This is a genomic window from Candidatus Tisiphia endosymbiont of Myopa tessellatipennis, assembly GCF_964031105.1.
GTDB lineage: Bacteria > Pseudomonadota > Alphaproteobacteria > Rickettsiales > Rickettsiaceae > Tisiphia.
The window spans coordinates 318,032-337,817 of sequence record NZ_OZ035005.1 but is presented as its reverse complement, the minus strand read 5'-3'; the positions used below and the strand labels follow the sequence as shown (position 1 = coordinate 337,817).

The following is a 19,786-nucleotide window of genomic DNA, read 5'->3' as shown; positions in this document are numbered from 1 at the left end:
GATAATTTCACCGAATTTGGGATAAGAATTAACTAATTCTTATCCCAAATTCGCGTAAAGTGGTACAGTATATAGTTTCCCCTATAGCTTTAAGGGTTGATAGATAAATATCAAAAGGAAAAATTTGGAGTATTGAATGCCAACAAACAATCAGTTAGTACGTTTTGGAAGACAGTCGAAGATTCGTAGGACAAAATCCCCAGCTTTGGAATCTAATCCATTTTTGAAAGGTGTTTGTGTAATAGTGAAAACTGTTACTCCTAAGAAACCTAATTCTGCTCTTCGTAAAATGGCACGTGTTCGCTTAAGTAATGGGCAGTACGTGAATGCTTATATACCTGGTGAAGGGCATAATTTACAAGAACACTCTACGGTGTTGGTAAGGGGCGGAAGAGTTCCTGATCTTCCAGGTGTTAAGTACCATATAGTACGCGGTGCTTATGATACTCAGGGTGTAAAAAATCGTAAGCAAGGACGCTCACGTTATGGTACATCAGCGAAGCAAGCTGTAAAAAAATAATTTGAAATAGAGAGATAAAATGTCACGTCGTCATGCCGCAGAGAAAAGGGTTATCTTGCCTGATATGAAATATAATAGCCCTCTGCTTGCTAGGTTTATTAATAATATCATGAAGGAAGGGAAAAAAGCTCTAGCCGAAAAGATAGTATATTCTGCTTTTAGTAAAATAGAAAAAAAACATAGGGTAGATCCTTATGAAACTTTCAATAATGCTATGAATAATGTAAAGCCATATCTTGAGGTTACCTCAGTGCGTGTGGGAGGTGCAAATTATCAGGTTCCTTCCCCTGTTGATGAAAGAAGAGGGTATGCACTTGCGTCACGTTGGATTATCAATGCAGCAAATAAACGTTCTGAAAAAATGATGATTGATAAGTTGGCGGAGGAATTATTTGAAGCATCAAATAATAGAGGAGTTGCTATTAAAAAAAGAGAGGACACTCATAAAATGGCTGAAGCTAACAAAGCTTTTGCTCATTTTAGTCCCAAAAAATCGCAACCAAGGTAATTAAATCATATGGCGATTACAGAATTTTCTCTTGCTAATACTCGTAATATAGGTATTTGTGCTCATATTGACGCTGGTAAAACTACTACAACCGAGCGTATTCTCTTTTATACAGGAAAATCACATAAAATTGGTGAAGTTCATGAAGGCGGTGCCACTATGGATTGGATGGCACAAGAACAAGAACGTGGTATCACTATTACTTCTGCTGCTACTACCTGTTATTGGAAAAATATAAGGATTAACATTATTGATACCCCAGGTCACGTGGATTTTACAATAGAAGTAGAAAGGTCTTTACGTGTTTTAGATGGAGCAGTGGCGGTATTTGATGGTGTGGCCGGTGTTGAACCTCAGTCAGAAATAGTTTGGAGACAAGCTGATAAATATAAAGTACCTAGAATGTGCTTTGTCAATAAAATGGACAGAATGGGTGCTAATTTCTACAAATGTGTAGAAATGATTAAAGATCGTCTTGGTGCAAAACCTCTAGTAATTCAGTTGCCAGTTGGTATTGAAGAGAATTTCAAAGGAGTTATTGATTTAATCAAGATGCAGGCAATAATTTGGAAGGATGAATCTCTTGGAGCTGAATATTCGTACCAAGAAATCCCTGCTGATATGTTAGAAAAGGCTGAGGAATACCGTGCTTTGCTAATTGAAATGGTTGCTGAGAATGATGATCATTTGATGGAGAAATATTTATCAGGTGAAGAATTTACTGAGGAAGAAATTCAAGTAGTAATAAGGAAAGGAACGATTGACCGAGTCTTTTTTCCTGTGTTATGTGGTAGTGCCTTTAAAAATAAAGGTGTGCAACCTTTGCTAGATGCAGTTGTTGACTACTTACCTTCACCAATCGATATTGGAATAGTCAAGGGAATAGATATTAATTTTGGAGAAGAAAAAGATTTTAAAATATCAGCATCTGAACCTTTCTCTGCTTTAGCTTTTAAGGTAATGACCGATCCATTTGTTGGATCTCTTACATTTATCAGGATTTACTCTGGTAAGATTAGTTCAGGTGCTACTGTCATTAATACGGTAAAAGACCAAAAAGAACGAGTAGGTAGGATGCTTCTGATGCATGCTAATGAAAGAGAAGATATTAAGGAAGCTTTTGCAGGAGATATTGTTGCTTTAGCTGGTCTTAAAAATACCACTACTGGTGATACTTTGTGTGATCCGGATAAGCAGGTTATTTTGGAGAGAATGGAATTTCCTGAACCGGTTATTGAATTAGCTGTAGAGCCAAAATCAACTGCTGATCAAGAAAAAATGGGAATGGCATTGTCTAGGTTAGCTGCTGAAGATCCATCTTTTAGAGTATCAACTGATCAGGAAAGCGGTCAAACTGTTATTAAAGGTATGGGTGAACTGCATCTAGAGATTATGGTTGATCGTATGAAACGTGAGTTTAAAGTTGAGGCTAACATTGGAGCACCACAAGTAGCTTATCGGGAGACAATTACCAAGCCTTGTGAAATTGATTATACTCATAAAAAGCAATCTGGTGGAGCTGGACAATTTGCACGGGTTAAAATAATATTTGAACCTCAAGAAGCTGGAACAGGATTTACTTTTGAAAGCAAAATTGTTGGAGGAGCTATACCTAAAGAATTTATTCCTAGTGTTGAAAAGGGTCTAAATAATATTAAAGATACAGGTGTAGTTGCCGGCTATCCAATGATTGATTTTAAAGCAACTTTGATAGATGGAGCATTCCACGATGTAGATTCAAGTGTACTTGCATTTGAGATTGCTGCAAAAGCTGCTTTTAGAGAAGGTATGCCAAAAGGTAATCCAAAATTACTTGAGCCAATTATGAAAGTTGAAGTAATTACTCCTAATGAGTATATGGGGGATATTATTGGTGATCTAAACAGTCGTAGAGGACAAATGCAAAGTATGGATCCAAGAGGTAATGCACAAGTTATAACTGCAAATGTGCCGTTGGCCGAGATGTTTGGGTATGTTAGTACTTTGAGATCTTTATCACAAGGTAGATCTCAATATAGTATGGTTTTCTCTCATTATGAGCAAGTATCATTACAGGTGACCGAAACTATTAAAGCTAAGAAATAAAAAAATTATTAAGATAGCTATTAGTGTATCATATATAATATGCTATAATGTTATTTTTTGTGAATAAATAATATAAGGCGTGAAAATGGCTAAGATGTCGTATGTTGAGGAATTTGTAGGAGACACGGAACGCAAAGCCGCAGCGTACTCAGACGTACGTGAGAATTCAAGTACCGTATCGATGTCCGAATCATCGGTAAAAGTAGAATTTTGCAAAATGTCTAATGAATTATTGCAATTAGTTAAGGGTGATATTGACTTGTATGGCAACTGGGTTTATTCAAAATTAAATTTGATGATGGAAGATATTAACGGAGATATTAATAACCGTGATGAGTTGCAAGAGCTACAAAAAGAACTCTTATATAAGGCGGCATGCCTTAGTAAAAATACTAAAATAATGGATTATTTACTAAGTAGTGTTGCCATACAGAAAGATGAGTATGATACAGTGTTATTTTTGGCAGAAAGCTTTAGTAATAGTGAGATGGAAAAATGTTTACTAGACTACGCAAAGATTAGAGATAAGACATTAAAACAAGAACTAATTTCCGGTGATAGTAAAGATAGTTCTGATGAGACAATATCAGATACGTTATCTAACGTAACATTAACTGATTCAGAACAAGAACAGTTCGAGGAAGTAACTACTATAGGGGATGGGTCAGAAGAAATTACAAATATACTAAGTGTGTAAGTTTAAGTAAGTATAATAGTCCTAAAGGTTGATGTCATTCCCGCGTAGGCGGGAATCTAAAAAATACTATGGATAATGTTGTTAGATATTTTATATCCCGCACCAAAGCGGGGATGACACCGAGGTTACTTAAGTTAATAAAACTTGCACACTTGGTAAATATAGAACTTTATTAAAAAAATAGTTTGATTTTTTAGTAAAAATATGATAGGAGTGTAGCTCAATTGGTAGAGCGTCGGTCTCCAAAACCGAAGGTTGCGGGTTCGATTCCTGTCGCTCCTGCCAACTGTAATGAGTTCGTATAATATGTTAAAGGAAAATAGAGTCTACAAATTTTATGAGCAAGTAAAGCAAGAAGTTTATAAAATTGTTTGGCTTGGTAAGAAAGAGCTGATAACTTCAACTCTTATAGTAGTGGTGGCTGTATTTATTTTTAGTATAATTTGTTTGGTGTTAGACTACGGTATACATAGCATAATGCAGGTTTTACTTAATATTGGGAAGTAAAGAATAGGTTTAGGGAAAAGTTGTGGTACAGTGGTACGTTATTCATACATTATCAGGCTCAGAAAAGCGTGTAAAGCAAATGATTCTCGATCAAATTGCTAAGCAGGGTATGTCGGAGTTTTTTGAGGATATCGTTGTTCCGGTTATTGAAGTACCTGAAGTTAAACGTGGTAAAAACGTTAAGACAGAGAAGAAATTTATGCCTGGTTATATTCTGATTAAAATGAATATGACAGATGATTCTTGGCATTTGGTAAAAAGTGTAACTAAGGTTACAGGTTTTTTAGGTAGTAAAAGTACTCCACAAGCCCTTAGCGAAAAAGAAATACAAAATATTTTTAGTAAACTGGAATCTGAAACCAAAGATGCTAGGATTTCAAAATTATATGAAATTGGTGAGGCAGTAATTGTTACTGATGGTCCATTTGAGACTTTTACAGGGGTTATAGAAGAAATTGATTATGACAAAAATAGATTGCGTGTGTCTATATCTATTTTTGGTAAAGCAACTCCTATAGAACTAAATTTTACGCAGGTTAAGAAAAATAATTAGGGTTTGTTTAGAGTAGGGTGTGTACTCAAATGATCCTATGAATTGGATTTGAAAATGAATGGTGAGAAAGCGTAGCGTACATATAGTATAGTTACACATGCGAATCCATGATATTTTCAAAAAACAATTCGTAGGAGCAGAAGAGTATGCAGTTTATTGTCTCTACCATCCTAGCTAAAGGTGTATGATTGTCAACTTAATGTCATCCCAGCGTAATTTGGGGTCTAAAAAGAGCCTTCTAGGTTGTTTAGACTCTGCCTACGTAGGGGGTAGGGATAATACTAAGCCTAGTATTAATTTGTTACATCGATACTTGAGGTTAAGTTGAATTCGATATAATATTTGTCGTTGATGTCATCCCAACGTAAGTTAGGGTTTAATAGCCTTTACAGGTTATTTTTTGGATTTTCGCTTTTAGCTAGGAATGACCTCGTTTTTGGTTCTGTAAGTACCATTACTTACGTTGGCTTTTTGATCCACGCGTGGGTAATGCCATAACTGTTGAAAGTTAAAAAACCGTTATTGCGAAGTGCCGTTAGGTGCTGTGCAATCTTCGTGGAGTAAGGTATCCTTCACAAGATTGCCACGTTGCCGCTTGCGGCGGCTTTTCGCAATGACGGTTTAAGCCTTACAACAGTGCTTTGCTAATAGACGATTTTTAACTTTCAACAGTTGTGGGCAATGCCTACATGGTAATGACATCGAGAGTGTATTGACAAGGCTCACGTGAATAATGCTATTAATTAAATAAGTAAGGATAAGATTATAATGGCAAAAAAAATAACCGCTTATATTAAGTTAACTGTGCCAGCAGGTAAGGCTAATCCATCCCCACCTATTGGTCCTGCACTTGGTCAGAAGAAACTTAATATTATGGAGTTTTGTAAGGCGTTTAACGCAGCAACTAGTGCTATTGAACTAGGTACTCCTATCCCAGTCGTGATTACTGCTTATGAAGATAATAGTTTTACTTTTGTAACTAAGACTTCTCCAGCATCGTATTACTTAAAACAATTTGCTAAAATTCCTAAAGGTTCTAGTGCTACTAAAAAAGAAGCATTTGTTGGTAAGGTTACCATGTCAGATTGCATTGAAATTGCAAAAATTAAAATGGTAGATCTTAATACTGATAATTTAATAGCTGCCGCTAAAATTATTCGTGGTACTGCTGAATCTATGGGTCTTGAAGTGGTAGGAGATTAATATATGTTAGTTGATAAAAAATTAGTTGGTGGCAAAAAGATTAGAGAAGCAAGAAAAAAAGTAGCTCTAGTTGGCAACCGCACTTTAGCAGAAGGAATAGAGTTGCTTAAGTCTGTGTCTTATACTAAATTTGACTCTACTTTGGAAGTGGTGATGAAATTAGGGATAGATCCTAAGCACTCAGATCAAATGGTACGTGGTGTTGTCGCATTACCAGCTGGTACGGGTAAAGTTAGTAGAGTTGCAGTGATTTGTAAGGATGAAAAGATAGAAGAAGCTAAAGAAGCTGGAGCAGATATTGCTGGTTCTACAGAAATTATCGATGATATTAAAGCAGGAAAAATTAATTTTGACGTTTGTATTGCAACACCAAATATGATGTCAGCAATAGGTGCAGTGGCAAGAATTTTAGGTCCAAAGGGCTTAATGCCAAATCCAAAACTTGGGACTGTAACTACCGATATTGTAACGGCAATTAAAAATGCCAAAAGTGGTCAAGTAGAGTATAGGGTTGAAAAGGCAGGTATTATTCATGCTGGAGTTGGTAAATTATCATTTTCTAAACAAGATTTGCTAGATAATGCATCAACTTTGATATCTGCTGTAGTTAAAGCAAAGCCTTTTGGTGCTAAAGGAAATTATTTAAAAGCAATATATCTATCTTCTACTATGAGTCCATCAGTAAAAATAGATTTAGCAAGTATATCGTAAAATACGACAAGGAGAATTAAGGTGTTAAGATCAGAGAAACATGAATTTGTCGTAGAACTTGAAGAGGTGTATAAACGGTCAAATTCCGTGATAATTACTCATTATCATGGGCTTACTGTTAGTCAAGTAACTCTACTGCGTAGGTCTCTTAAAGCAAAAAATGCGGGGTTCAAAGTAGTTAAAAATACTTTGTCAAAAATAGCAGCAAATAAGGCTGGTATTGGTGATATAGTACATTTGCTTGTTGGTCCGACAGCCTTTGCATATTCTGAAGACCCTGTTGAGGCTGCGAAAGTTGTCGTAGAATTTGCTAAAACTAATGAATGTTTGAAAGTAGTTGGTGGTTTAGTAAATAATCAAATATTAGATGCGAATTCTGTACAACAACTTGCAAAATTGCCTTCATTAAATGAGCTTAGAGGGAAAATTATTGGTGTGGTGCAAGCTCCTGCAACTAAAATTGCTGGTGTGGTGCAAGCTCCTGCAGCCAAGCTTGCTAGAGTTTTTCAAGCTTATGCAAATAAAGAATAATTTAATAAAAAAGTTTTAAGAGGAAGAAAATTATGACAGACCTAGTAAAAATCGTAGATCAATTGTCAACACTTACAGTAATTCAAGCAGCAGAGCTTGCAAAAATGCTAGAAGAAAAATGGGGTGTAACAGCCGCAGCTCCTGTAGCACAGGCGGTGGGTTCTGTAGCATCAGAAGCAGTAGCTGAAAAGACAGCATTTGAAGTTGTTTTAGTCAGTAGTGGTGATAAAAAAATAGAGGTAATTAAGGTAACTAGAGAACTTACTGGTCTTGGTTTAAAAGAGGCTAAAGAGTTAGTAGATGCTGCCCCAAAAACTATTAAATCTGGTGTAAATAAAGAAGATGCTGAAAGTTTTAAAGCAAAATTAGAAGCAGTTGGAGCAAAAATTGAATTAAAATAATTGAGTGTACCATCGGGTAGAAAAAGCCTAGAGTTTACTTTGGGGGTGTATTAAATAGCTTGTTTGTGTAAGTTCATATTAATTAGGCTCTGTGAAGGTTGTTAGGATAACTTTCTAAGTTAATTATAGAGTGTAGTGATCAAAGAATAGGGACAAAGGGATAAAGGATTAAGCGTACATTTGTAAGTATGTGAATCCCCAGCAGTTTTTATGGGTATTAACTTAAGCACAGGGTTTTGTTATTGTTGAGCAGTATTTTAACAAAAAAGATGTCATTCCCGTGTAGGCAGGAATGACATTAACCGTCACAGGGATGATATACTCGAATGATTTGGAGAATTGGATTTAAAAATGAGGGGCGAGTGAATGGAGCGTACATAAGGTACGTGAGTACACGAGTCCCTGATATTTTCAAAAAATAATTTTTCAAAGCAGACAGATTATACTTAGGCTGCTTAAGTTATACCCATGTAGTAGTTTTGTGATAGCCTTTCTTTATAAAGCAAAACAATAATAAATATATGTATACTCGAATGTGATTCCGAATTATTTTTTGAGAATATCAGGGACTCGCGTACTCACGTACCTTATGTACGCCTAGTCTGCTCGCCCCTCATTTTCAAATCCAATTCGGAGTCACATTCGAGTATACCGCAAGATTTAGAATATACATAGATTGGTAGAAACATTTTGGGACTAAATCTAGGTTTGTATTGTTAATAATGGAAATGAACTTGTTGTGTGATATTCTATTTGGTTTACGAGTTATGTTGCTAAATATGTTATCATACCCGTATAAACTATTACATTTTGTACAAAAACTTATAAAACTTTTAAGACAAAGTTCTTTTGCTTTAAGAGGTCTTTGTATTTATTTATCCAAAATTCTGAATCAGATGAAGATAAGAAACAGATTTGTACATTTTAGTATATTTTTCTACTTTAAAGAATTGGTGTGGCAAAATTTCGGGTATTTGTGTATTTACGTACTAGATGTACGCCTAGTTCGCTTAGCCCTTGTTTATTGTCCCCATTCTTCAAATCATTTAAGTACACCCCTATTATATTTGAATAATTTAACGAATTGGTTTCGCAAAATTACAGAGTATTCGCATGTTTTTATTCCTAATGTACATATGCTACGCTCCCCTCTTGTTTTATGCTCTAATTCTTTAAATCATTCAAGTATATTTTTAAATCGAGTTTTTTTAGATTTTTATCTTTATTTGGAGTTTATATGGAATACTAAAAAAGAAATTTAAGGTATACTCTTCTGCTTTGAAGAATTGCTTTCGCAAATAGTTGCGGGGATTTCGCGTACGAACAACGGTTTACTACGTTGCGTTTGTTCACCCTTTGTTTGTTGTCCCCATTCTTCAGATCATTCGAGTATAACAATTTAGTTTATGTTAAGGTAAAGAAATTGGTAATTAAAGTTTAATTTTGAATTAAATAACCTGAATTTGATGTAACAAGTTAGTAGCAAATTTAATGTTATCTTTGTTAGGGTTGATGTTATCCGAGCTATGATACAGGGATAAGCAAACTCTATATTATCCCAGCGTGGGTAGTGGAATCTAAAAAAGTAGCCTTCTAGGCTTTTTCTAGACCTTGCTACTTTCGTAGGGGGACATTGAAGGGAATGACATTGAGACTATTGTAATATGTGAGATTCCAAGTTTGAAGTAGATTTTTACTTGGTTTCAAAATAAAAAATTATTAAAAGCATTAATCGGGAGATTATATGACAACGCAATCCTTATCAATTGGCAAACGCGTAAGAAAAAATTTTGGTCACATAAATTTGGTAGCGTCTATACCAAATTTGATAGAGGTTCAGAAAAATTCTTATGAAAAAGGTTTTTTACAATTAGGAGTTAAAGATTCTGAGCGAGAAAACAGAGGATTACAATCAGTATTAAGTTCAATTTTTCCGATTCACGATCCCTCTAATGTTGCATATTTAGAATTTGCTAAATATGAATTTGATAATCCTAAATATGATGTCGAAGAATGTACTCAAAGAGGTCTTAGTTATGCTGCTCCTCTTAAAGTCACATTGCGATTAAGTATTTGGGATATTGATGAAGACACTGGAGCAAAAGAAATCAAAGGTATTAAAGAACAAGAAGTTTATATGGGGGATATTCCCCTAATGACAAAGAATGGTACTTTTATTATTAATGGTACAGAAAGAGTGGTGGTATCACAGATGCATAGGTCACCTGGCGTATTTTTCTATCATGATGATGGGAAAATTCATTCTTCAGGGAAGTTTCTATATTCTGCTAGAGTTATACCTTATAGAGGATCATGGCTAGATTTTGAATTTGATGCTAAAGATATTGTTTACTTTAGAATAGATAGGAAAAGAAAGCTTTATGCTACTACTCTTCTTAGAGCCATTGGAATGTCTACCAATGAAATTATAAAATTCTATTATGATACGGTAACATGTTTTACCAAAAATGCAAGCTGGGCAACAAAGTTTATACCTGAGTCTATAACTGCTCATAGGCTAGTTAATGACTTAGTGGATGCGGATACCGGCAATGTGATACTTGCATTTGGTCAGAAGATTACTCCTCGTTTTGCTAAAAAATTTGCTAAAGATGGAGTGAAAAATATTTTGGTAGAACGTGAATATTTAGTAGGCAAATATTTAGCACAAGATCTTGTTAATCCGGATAATGGTGAGGTACTAGCCGAAATTGGTGAAATGATCACAATGGATATGCTGGACTCTATTATGACTCTTGAAATTCCGTCTGTCGATGTACTTGCTATAAATCCACAATCAAGTCCTTACATAAGGAACACCTTATTTGCTGATAAAAATCAAAATTATGAATCAGCATTGATAGACATATTTAGGGTATTAAGACCAGGAGAACCAGCTAATATTGAAGCTGCTAAAACATTATTTAACAACTTGTTCTTTGACCATGAAAGATATGATCTTTCAGAAGTTGGTCGTATTAAAATGAATGCAAGATTGGAACTTAATATACCAGAATCTACAGCTATTTTAACTATTGAAGATATTAAAAATATTCTTAAAGTTTTAGTAGAGCTAAAAGATGGTAAAGGTTCGATAGATGATATTGATCACCTTGGTAACAGAAGAGTTAGGTCAGTTGGTGAACTAATTGAGAATCAGTTCAGAATTGGTCTTGTTCGTATAGAGAAATCAGTACTTGAAAGAATGTCGGTGGTTGATCTTGATGCCGTTATGCCTCATGATTTAGTAAATTCAAAAGTTTTGGTTTCTGTAGTAAAAGAATTTTTTAGTACTTCACAACTTTCTCAATTTATGGATCAAACTAATCCATTATCAGAAATAACTCATAAAAGAAGATTATCAGCTTTAGGGCCTGGTGGACTTAGCAGGGAGAGAGCAGGGTTTGAAGTGAGGGACGTCCACCCTACTCATTATGGGAGGATATGTCCAATTGAAACACCAGAAGGACAGAACATAGGTTTGATTAATTCCATGGCTACTTATGCTAGAGTTAATAAGCATGGCTTCATTGAGACACCTTATCGAAAAGTCGTGTATGGTCATGTAACTGACGAAGTTGTTTACTTGTCAGCTATTGAAGAAGGAAAATATAAAGTTGCTCAAGCTAATGCAGTTGTCGATCAAAAAGGTTTGTTACAAGAAGAATTAATTAACTGTCGAACTGAAGGTGGTAATTTTGTTATGGTTACCCCTCTAGAAGTGGATTACATTGACGTTACCCCGATGCAGGTTGTTTCCGTTGCTGCATCACTTATTCCATTTTTAGAAAATGACGATGCTAATAGAGCCTTGATGGGGTCAAACATGCAACGTCAGGCTGTACCGCTTATTAGAAGTGATGCCCCTTTAGTTGGTACTGGTATTGAAGGAATTGTTGCACAAGATTCTGGGGTTTCAGTTGTAGCCTTGCATGATGGGATAGTAGAGCAAGTTGATTCAACTAGAATAGTTGTAAGGACTAAGGAGCAGAAAACAGATGGATCACCTAGTGTGGACATTTATAATTTATTAAAATTTCAAAGATCTAACCATAATACTTGTATTAATCAAAAGCCGTTGATTAACGTTGGTGATTATGTAAAAAAAGGTGAAGTAATTGCTGATGGACCAAGTACAGATAATGGTGAAATAGCTCTTGGTAGAAATGTGCTAGTAGCTTTTTTACCATGGAATGGTTATAATTTTGAAGATTCGATTTTAATATCAGAACGTATTGTAAAAGATGATATTTATACCTCAATTCATATTGAAGAATTTGAAATAATTGCTAGAGATACAAGACTTGGCCCCGAAGAAATTACTCGCGATATTCCAAATGTTAGTGATGAAAGTTTACGCCATCTTGACGAAGTTGGTATAGTATATGTTGGTGCAGAAATAAAACCAGGCGATATCTTGGTGGGTAAGGTTACCCCTAAAAGTGAGTCACCTATGACTCCAGAAGAGAAATTACTCAGAGCTATTTTTGGAGAAAAAGCTTCAGATGTTCGGGATTCATCTTTACGTGTTCCTACTGGGATCACTGGTACAGTGGTAGAAGTACGAGTGTTTTCTCGTAGGGGAATAGAAAAGGATGAGCGTGCTATAGCTATTGAAAAACAACAAATTGAAAAATTATCAAAAGATAGGGATGATGAACTTCGAATCATAGAGCATTTTGTTTTTATGCGTTTAGAGAAGATTTTAACAGGACAAATAATTGTTAGCGGCCCTAAATCCGTAAAATCCGGTCAATTGATTAGTGATCAAACTCTTAAGTCATTATCAAAAGGACAATTTTGGCAACTGATTGTTGAAGATGCTAATGTAATGAATGAAATTGAGCAAATTAAACGTCATTATGATGAAAAGCAAGAGAAGCTTAATAAGTGTTTTACTAGCAAAGTAGAGAAATTACAAAGTGGTGATGACTTACCACAAGGTGCTCTTAAAGTTGTAAAAGTATTCATTGCTACTAAACATAAGTTACAACCTGGAGATAAAATGGCCGGAAGACACGGAAATAAGGGTGTTATCTCTCGTATTATGCCAGAAGAAGATATGCCATTTTTAGAAGATGGCACAGTAGTTGATATAGTTCTTAACCCACTTGGCTTACCTTCACGTATGAATGTAGGGCAGATTTTAGAGACTCATCTTGGTTGGGCGGCAGTAAATCTTGGTAAAAAAATATCTTCTATGTTGGATCAAGTTCATAACAACAAAATTGATGTAGAAGAGCTTAAATCTTTTGTTTCCGAGGTATATGGGCATAACTCAACGACAAGAAATATAAAGAAAATGTCCAATCAAGAGATTATTGAGTTTTGTAATAATATCGATAAGGGGGTATATTTTTCAACCCCAGTTTTTGATGGTGCAAAGGTTGAGAATGTAAAAGAAATGCTAGTCCTTGCAGATCAAGACCCATCAGGTCAAATTAGGTTGATTGATGGTAGAACAGGAGAGTATTTTGATCGTGCCGTTACAGTTGGCTATAAATATTTCCTAAAATTACATCATTTGGCTGATGATAAAATTCATGCTCGTTCTATCGGTCCTTATAGTTTGGTAACTCAGCAACCATTAGGTGGTAAGTCGCATTTTGGAGGTCAAAGATTTGGTGAGATGGAGTGTTGGGCACTGCAAGCTTATGGTGCTGCTTATACGTTACAAGAAATGTTAACTGTAAAATCAGACGATGTGGTTGGTAGAATTAAAATTTATGAATCTATTGTCCGAGGTGATAATAATTTTGAATCGGGTATTCCTGAGTCGTTTAACGTGATGATCAAAGAATTCAGGTCCTTGTGCTTAAATGTAAAGCTTGAGGATACTACCACAGATTAAAGATATTTTTTGCAATTGCTACAGAAGATCCAAGAGGCTTTTTACTAAACTATATCTGAAAAATTTTTTAAGGAAGAATCTTTATGACAACAGGGATGACAAATTTTTACGGACAATTAAGCAGTACTCAGCAATTTGATCAAATAAGAATTAATATTGCTAGTCCTGATCAAGTGCGTTCATGGTCTTTTGGTGAGGTAATGAAACCTGAGACAATAAATTACCGTACTTTCAAGCCAGAGAAAGAAGGACTATTTTGTGCTAGAATTTTTGGACCCGTGAAGGACTATGAGTGTCTTTGTGGTAAATATAAACGTATGAAATATCGTGGCATCACTTGTGAGAAATGTGGTGTTGAAGTTACTACATCTAGAGTCCGAAGAGAAAGAATGGGGCATATTGAGCTAGCAGCACCAGTTGCCCATATATGGTTCTTGAAATCTTTACCATCAAGGATTAGTACATTGCTAGATATGACTATGAAGGATCTAGAAAAAGTTCTATATTTTGAAAGTTATGTTGTTGTTGATCCTGGGTTATCTGCTCTGCAAAAAGGTGACCTTTTATCGGAAGACGGTTTGCAAAAGGCACAAGATGAGTACGGAGAAGATAGTTTTACTGCTTCTATTGGGGCTGAAGTAATTCAGCAGATGCTTACAGAACTTGATTTACCTGAATTAAAGAAGAGTTTGCAAGAAGATTTATTAAATACATCTTCAGAAGTTAAAAAGAAGAAGATTGTTAAAAGACTTAAGTTAGTTGAAGATTTTCTTGAATCTGAGAATAAGCCAGAATGGATGATTATGACTGTTTTGCCAGTTATCCCACCTGAAATTAGACCATTAGTTATGCTTGATGGAGGAAGGTTTGCAACTTCTGATCTTAACGAACTTTATAGAAGGGTTATTAATAGAAATAATAGATTAAAAAGACTACTTGAACTAAAAGCACCGGATATTATCATCAGAAATGAAAAAAGGATGTTACAAGAATCGGTCGATGCATTATTTGATAATGGTCGTCGTGGTAAAGTAGTGAAAAATACTAATAAACGTCCATTTAAGTCACTTAGTGATATGCTAAAAGGTAAACAAGGTCGTTTTCGTCAGAATTTGCTTGGTAAACGAGTGGATTATTCTGGTCGTTCTGTTATCGTTGTGGGACCAGAGCTTAAGTTACACCAATGTGGTTTACCAAAGACGATGGCGTTGGAATTATTCAAGCCATTTATTTATTCAAAGCTTGAATTATATGGAATTGCTACCACTATAAAAGCTGCTAAGAAAATGGTTGAAGCTGAGAAATCAGAAGTATGGGATATTTTAGAAGAAGTTATACGTGAACATCCAGTATTGCTGAATAGAGCACCAACTTTGCATCGTTTAGGTATCCAAGCTTTTGAACCTTTACTGATAGAAGGGAAAGCTATCCAGCTACATCCTTTAGTCTGTGCTGCGTTCAATGCTGATTTTGATGGTGATCAGATGGCAGTGCATATCCCTCTTTCAATTGAAGCTCAGCTTGAGGCAAGAGTACTTATGATGTCAACAAACAACATATTGAGTCCGGCAAATGGTCGTCCGATTATCGTCCCTGATAAGGACATAGTACTAGGTCTTTATTATTTAACAATGGTTTTTGACAATGAACTTGGTGAAGGGATGAGTTTTGCTAGCATGTCGGAGATTGAACATGCTTTGTATAATAAGGTAATAACTATTCACTCAAAGATAAAATTTCGTCGCGATGTGCTTAATGTTGAAGGGGAGGTTGTATCAACTATAGTGGATACTAGCTTTGGTAGGTTAATTATAGGAGAATTATTACCACGTAATCATAATGTTGGATTTAAGTTCGTAAATAAATCCATGACTAAAAAGGATATATCTGCGGTTATTGATTTGGTGTATCGCCACTGTGGACAAAAGGCTACAGTGATCTTTGCTGATCAACTAATGAAACTTGGATTTAAATATGCTTGTTCCTCAGGTATTTCTTTTGGTATGGACGACATGGTTGTACCAAAATCAAAAGATAGTCATATTGATTCAACATTGACTGAGGTAAAAGAATTTGAACAACAATATTCTGATGGTCTAATTACTTACGGTGAAAAATACAATAAAGTGATTGATGCTTGGTCTAAATGTACGGATAAAGTGGCAAATGACATGATGAAAGAAATTGCTATGACACCTGTTAATAATAAGCCTAATCATCAGAAAGTAAATTCGATATATATGATGGCTACTTCGGGAGCAAGGGGATCAGCAGCACAGATTAAGCAATTAGCTGGTATGCGTGGTTTGATGGCTAAACCATCAAGTGAGATTATTGAAACCCCGATTATTTCTAATTTTCGAGAAGGTCTTACTGTTCTTGAATATTTTAATTCTACACATGGTGCACGTAAAGGTCTTGCAGATACAGCGTTGAAAACAGCTAATTCTGGGTATTTAACCCGTAGATTAGTTGATGTTGCTCAAGATTGTATAATTACTGATGAAGATTGTAAAACTACAAAAGGCATAGAAGTTAGAAGTATTATCGATGGTGGTGAAGTTATTGTATCGCTCGCAGAGCAAATTTTAGGTAGAACAGTTGCGATTAACGTATATCACCCAGTTACTAATGCATTATTACTATCAGCCGGTGAATTAATTAATGAAGCAAAATTAGAAGAAATCGAATCTTCTGGTTTGGATGTGGTAATGGTAAGATCTGTTCTAACATGTGAGGTTGTTGATGGAATATGTGTAAGATGTTATGGTAGAGATCTAGCCACTGGTTCTTTAGTATCAGTCGGAGAAGCAGTAGGAGTGATTGCTGCCCAGTCAATTGGTGAGCCAGGTACCCAGCTGACCATGAGAACTTTCCATATTGGAGGAGCTGCAACGAAAGGTGTTGAAATATCTTCAATAGAAGCCTCTCATGATGCAAAAGTGAAGATTTTAGGTCGTAATGTGGTTGTTGATTCTGAGGGACGTAAGATCGTAATGGGTCGTTCATGTGAGTTATTATTATTGGATGCTAATAATAATGAGAAGGCAAGACATAAAGTACCGTATGGTGCAAGATTAATAGCTGATGATTCAGATAAGGTAAAAAAAGGACAAAAATTAGTAGAGAGGGATCCGTACACTATTCCGATTATTACCGAGAAATCTGGAAAGGTTGTATTTAAGGATATGGTAGAAGGAGTGTCAATTCGTGATATCACTGATGAAACAACTGGTATTTCTAGCAAAGTTATAATTGAATCAAAACAATATTCACGCGGAGCAGAGTTACGTCCTCGTATTCAATTAGTTGATGAGAATGGAGAAACTATTATGCTATCCAATGGTTTGGAGGCTAGATATTACATGCCAGTGAATGCTATTTTAAATGTTGAAGATGGTGCTAAGGTGTCAGTAGGTGATATTTTATCACGTATTCCAAGGGAATCAACTAAAACAAAAGATATTACTGGGGGTCTTCCACGAGTAGCTGAACTTGTTGAGGCTAGACGTCCAAAAGATCATGCTGTTATTGCAGAAGTAGATGGTAGAGTTGAATTTGGCAAAGACTATAAGTCAAAAAGGCGTATTGTTATTCAGCCAAGTGATAACACTACACCAATTGAATATATGGTACCAAAAGGCAAACATGTTGTTGTTAATGAAGGTGATTTTGTTAAAAAAGGCGATATGTTAATTGATGGCAATCCAGTTCTACAGGATATTTTAAAGGTAATGGGAGTGGAAGCTCTTACAAGCTACATGGTAGGAGAAATCCAAGCAGTTTACCGTTTACAGGGCGTAAAAATTGACGATAAGCACATTGAGGTAATAATTCGCCAAATGTTACAAAAAGTAGAGGTAACCCATTCTGGGGATACGACATTAATGGTTGATGAGAAGATAGATCATCGTGAATTTGCTGAAATTAATAAAAAAGCTATAGATAACGGTTTAAGACCGGCTGAAGCCCAACCAATCCTACAAGGTATTACTAAGGCATCGTTGCAAACTAGATCATTTATTTCTGCTGCTTCTTTCCAAGAAACAACAAGAGTTCTAACGGAGTCTGCTATAGCTGGAAAAATTGATAAATTGCGTGGGTTGAAAGAAAATGTCATAGTTGGTAGATTAGTACCAGCAGGAACAGGCTTTTACATGAATAGGATGCGTAAACTTGCAGCTAAACTGGACCAGGAAGAGGTCAATTATCAGAAAACTTTAGGATAGATTCTCTTTAATAGGGAGTGTACTCTTCTGCTCCTACGAATTGTTTTTTGAGAATATCAAGGATTCGCGTCTTATCTTCGAGATAAATATGAGCAGAAATTATGCTATAGAACGTGAGTATTATGCGACGAGTGGAGTGTAGAATTAAATTCTCGTTACTGACTACATGTATGAACCTCCTGTAAAATGCAAGAAAAAAATAACATCTAATAGCAAAAATGCAAATGCATACATGTATCCGGCTTATAGTTAATAAATTATGTGTAATTTATCCTACAGCCCTGATGGAATTCGCTGGCTTACAAATTTACTATATACTTATCATTTTATCGGCTTCAAAGAGCCATTGTAGTCATCAGTTTTTTTGTAAGCTAAGGTTTGTCTTATTTACCATCAATATTATTATCTCACGCATATTCCGGGTTGGAATCTTTTACATATTCTTTGTTTACCTATTAATTAATAAACCACTATTTATTTTATTTTATGTTAATTATAATAGCTCTGTGCTACAAACTTTACTCTCTACATAATCATCCCCTGACCTTAGTACTGCAAACACCACTCTTGCCAGTTTATTAGCTACAGCAACTACTGTTTTATTATGTCCATTTCGCTCAGATAAATTAAACATCCACTGCGTAAATTTGCTAAAATCTTTTTTAGATTTTTGTTCTTCCAATGTAAATCTTATCTTGGCATTTAGTACAGCTCTAGCTCCTTGGATCAATAGAGTACGCAAGTAAACATCACCTCGCTTGCTAATTCCAAGCAACTTATCTTTCCCTCCACTGGAATGCTGCCTTGGCACTAATCCAAACCATGCCGATAATTGTCTACCATTCTCAAAACTTGTAGCATTACCTATTGATGCTATTAAAGCAGTAGCAGTAATTAAACCAAGACTAGGTATAGCTGTTAATCGTTGATATTGAGTTAAGTTGCTAGCTATTATTTTTAATCTTTTTTCTATCTCTTTTATTTTTTTGTCATTATCCAAAAATTCCTCTTTCAGTTCACTAAATGTTTGATAACCCAGCTGGCTTAAATTTCCTTCATCTAAAATCTCGGTTAATTTTGTCATAACCTTATTGATCCCTTGAGGAATAATAAAATCAAATTCATGTAGTAGACCCCTAATTTCATTAGCAAGGGCAGTACGATTTTTTACCAATCTCTCTCTTACTCGATGAATTGATAAAATATCTTGTTGTTCTACAGTTCTAATTGGTACAAACCTCATATTTGGTCTTGTTACCGCTTCACATATAGCTTCTGCATCAGCTTGATCATTTTTATTAGTTTTAACATACGGTTTGACAAATTGTGCTGCCATTAGTTTTACTGTATGCCCCAATTTAGTTATTTCTCTTGCCCAGTAACTAGCTCCGCCGCAAGCTTCCATCCCTACCAAACATTTTGGTAAATTAGCCATAAATGTTAAAACTTGATCTCTCATTAATTTTTTCTTTAATACCGTCTTACCATTTTTATCTACACCATGAATTTGGAAAATTCTTTTTGCAATATCTATACCAATTGTGGTAACTTCCATCTTAGCATCCTGATTGTTATTTTAATATTTAATATTAACTTTAGAAGATTAGCAACTGCTTTTCATTCTGTATATCAGGAGGTCCATACCATTATTTTTTCACCTGTGGAATTTTATAATAAAGAAATACTGATAAAAGTGTACTTTAATGACAAGAGTTTTTATTTGAAACAAAACAATGGTAATACACATAAGAAGCATTATGTTGACTAATTTTTAGTATGTCAAGTAGAAAAGTGATGTTTACATGACTACAAACTTCATGCTAAAACCACTGCAAACCTGATTCTTTAGACGTTTTAAGCACTTTTTTGTCTCGAAGATGAGTAGCGATAAGAGGTACGAAGCAATATTGCAGGACGAGAATTTCTGTTTGGAACAGTTGTAATATACATGAAAGAGATTATATCTCTAAATTCTAGCATTGTCAAATAA

At 35.2% G+C, this 19,786-nt stretch carries 13 protein-coding genes and 1 tRNA gene; 13 read left to right on the top strand and 1 reads right to left on the bottom strand.

All coding sequences use genetic code 11. From position 1 onward, the window contains the following. Nucleotides 1-136: 136 nt before the first annotated feature. From rpsL to rpoC, 13 genes are all read left to right on the top strand, one after another. Nucleotides 137-520: a 30S ribosomal protein S12 gene (rpsL, locus tag AAHN03_RS01645; RefSeq protein WP_341747241.1), complete on the top strand. Its 384-nt coding sequence runs from the start codon at nt 137-139 to the stop codon at nt 518-520. A gap of 19 nt (nt 521-539) precedes the next feature. Further along, nucleotides 540-1,028: a 30S ribosomal protein S7 gene (gene rpsG, locus AAHN03_RS01640; RefSeq protein ID WP_341747240.1), complete on the top strand. Its 489-nt coding sequence runs from the start codon at nt 540-542 to the stop codon at nt 1,026-1,028. A gap of 9 nt (nt 1,029-1,037) precedes the next feature. After that, nucleotides 1,038-3,113, top strand: coding sequence for an elongation factor G (gene fusA / locus AAHN03_RS01635; RefSeq protein WP_410521343.1), 2,076 nt, complete (start codon nt 1,038-1,040; stop codon nt 3,111-3,113). 85 nt (nt 3,114-3,198) lie between these two features. Continuing rightward, complete coding sequence (locus tag AAHN03_RS01630) at nt 3,199-3,810, top strand: palindromic element RPE1 domain-containing protein (protein WP_341761987.1); 612 nt, start codon at nt 3,199-3,201, stop codon at nt 3,808-3,810. 209 nt (nt 3,811-4,019) lie between these two features. Continuing rightward, a tRNA-Trp gene (locus AAHN03_RS01625) sits at nt 4,020-4,095 on the top strand. A gap of 21 nt (nt 4,096-4,116) precedes the next feature. Beyond that, nucleotides 4,117-4,317 (top strand): preprotein translocase subunit SecE, encoded by a 201-nt coding sequence (gene secE / locus AAHN03_RS01620; protein WP_341748453.1) that lies wholly within the window; start codon nt 4,117-4,119, stop codon nt 4,315-4,317. Nucleotides 4,318-4,339: 22 nt separating this feature from the next. Continuing rightward, the gene (nusG, locus tag AAHN03_RS01615; RefSeq protein ID WP_341761988.1) at nt 4,340-4,870 is read left to right on the top strand and encodes a transcription termination/antitermination protein NusG; all 531 of its coding nucleotides are present in this window, start codon (nt 4,340-4,342) and stop codon (nt 4,868-4,870) included. A gap of 768 nt (nt 4,871-5,638) precedes the next feature. Beyond that, the gene (gene rplK / locus AAHN03_RS01610; RefSeq protein WP_342278892.1) at nt 5,639-6,073 is read left to right on the top strand and encodes a 50S ribosomal protein L11; all 435 of its coding nucleotides are present in this window, start codon (nt 5,639-5,641) and stop codon (nt 6,071-6,073) included. 3 nt (nt 6,074-6,076) lie between these two features. Continuing rightward, nucleotides 6,077-6,784, top strand: a complete 708-nt coding sequence (gene rplA / locus AAHN03_RS01605) for a 50S ribosomal protein L1 (RefSeq protein ID WP_342278891.1) — start codon at nt 6,077-6,079, stop codon at nt 6,782-6,784. Between the two features lie 21 nt (nt 6,785-6,805). After that, nucleotides 6,806-7,315, top strand: a complete 510-nt coding sequence (gene rplJ, locus AAHN03_RS01600; protein ID WP_341761990.1) for a 50S ribosomal protein L10 — start codon at nt 6,806-6,808, stop codon at nt 7,313-7,315. A 32-nt stretch (nt 7,316-7,347) separates the two neighbouring features. Beyond that, nucleotides 7,348-7,716 carry a 50S ribosomal protein L7/L12 gene (gene rplL, locus AAHN03_RS01595; RefSeq protein ID WP_341763019.1) on the top strand — a complete coding sequence of 123 codons (369 nt, stop codon included), beginning with the start codon at nt 7,348-7,350 and terminating at the stop codon, nt 7,714-7,716. A 1,744-nt stretch (nt 7,717-9,460) separates the two neighbouring features. Next, nucleotides 9,461-13,567 carry a DNA-directed RNA polymerase subunit beta gene (gene rpoB, locus AAHN03_RS01590; RefSeq protein WP_342278890.1) on the top strand — a complete coding sequence of 1,369 codons (4,107 nt, stop codon included), beginning with the start codon at nt 9,461-9,463 and terminating at the stop codon, nt 13,565-13,567. Between the two features lie 83 nt (nt 13,568-13,650). Further along, nucleotides 13,651-17,796 carry a DNA-directed RNA polymerase subunit beta' gene (gene rpoC, locus AAHN03_RS01585; protein ID WP_410521342.1) on the top strand — a complete coding sequence of 1,382 codons (4,146 nt, stop codon included), beginning with the start codon at nt 13,651-13,653 and terminating at the stop codon, nt 17,794-17,796. Nucleotides 17,797-18,289: 493 nt separating this feature from the next. Here rpoC and AAHN03_RS01580 read toward each other — a convergent pair whose 3' ends face one another. Further along, nucleotides 18,290-19,351: an IS110 family transposase gene (locus AAHN03_RS01580; RefSeq protein WP_342278889.1), complete on the bottom strand. Its 1,062-nt coding sequence runs from the start codon at nt 19,349-19,351 to the stop codon at nt 18,290-18,292. Between the last annotated feature and the right edge of the window lie 435 nt (nt 19,352-19,786).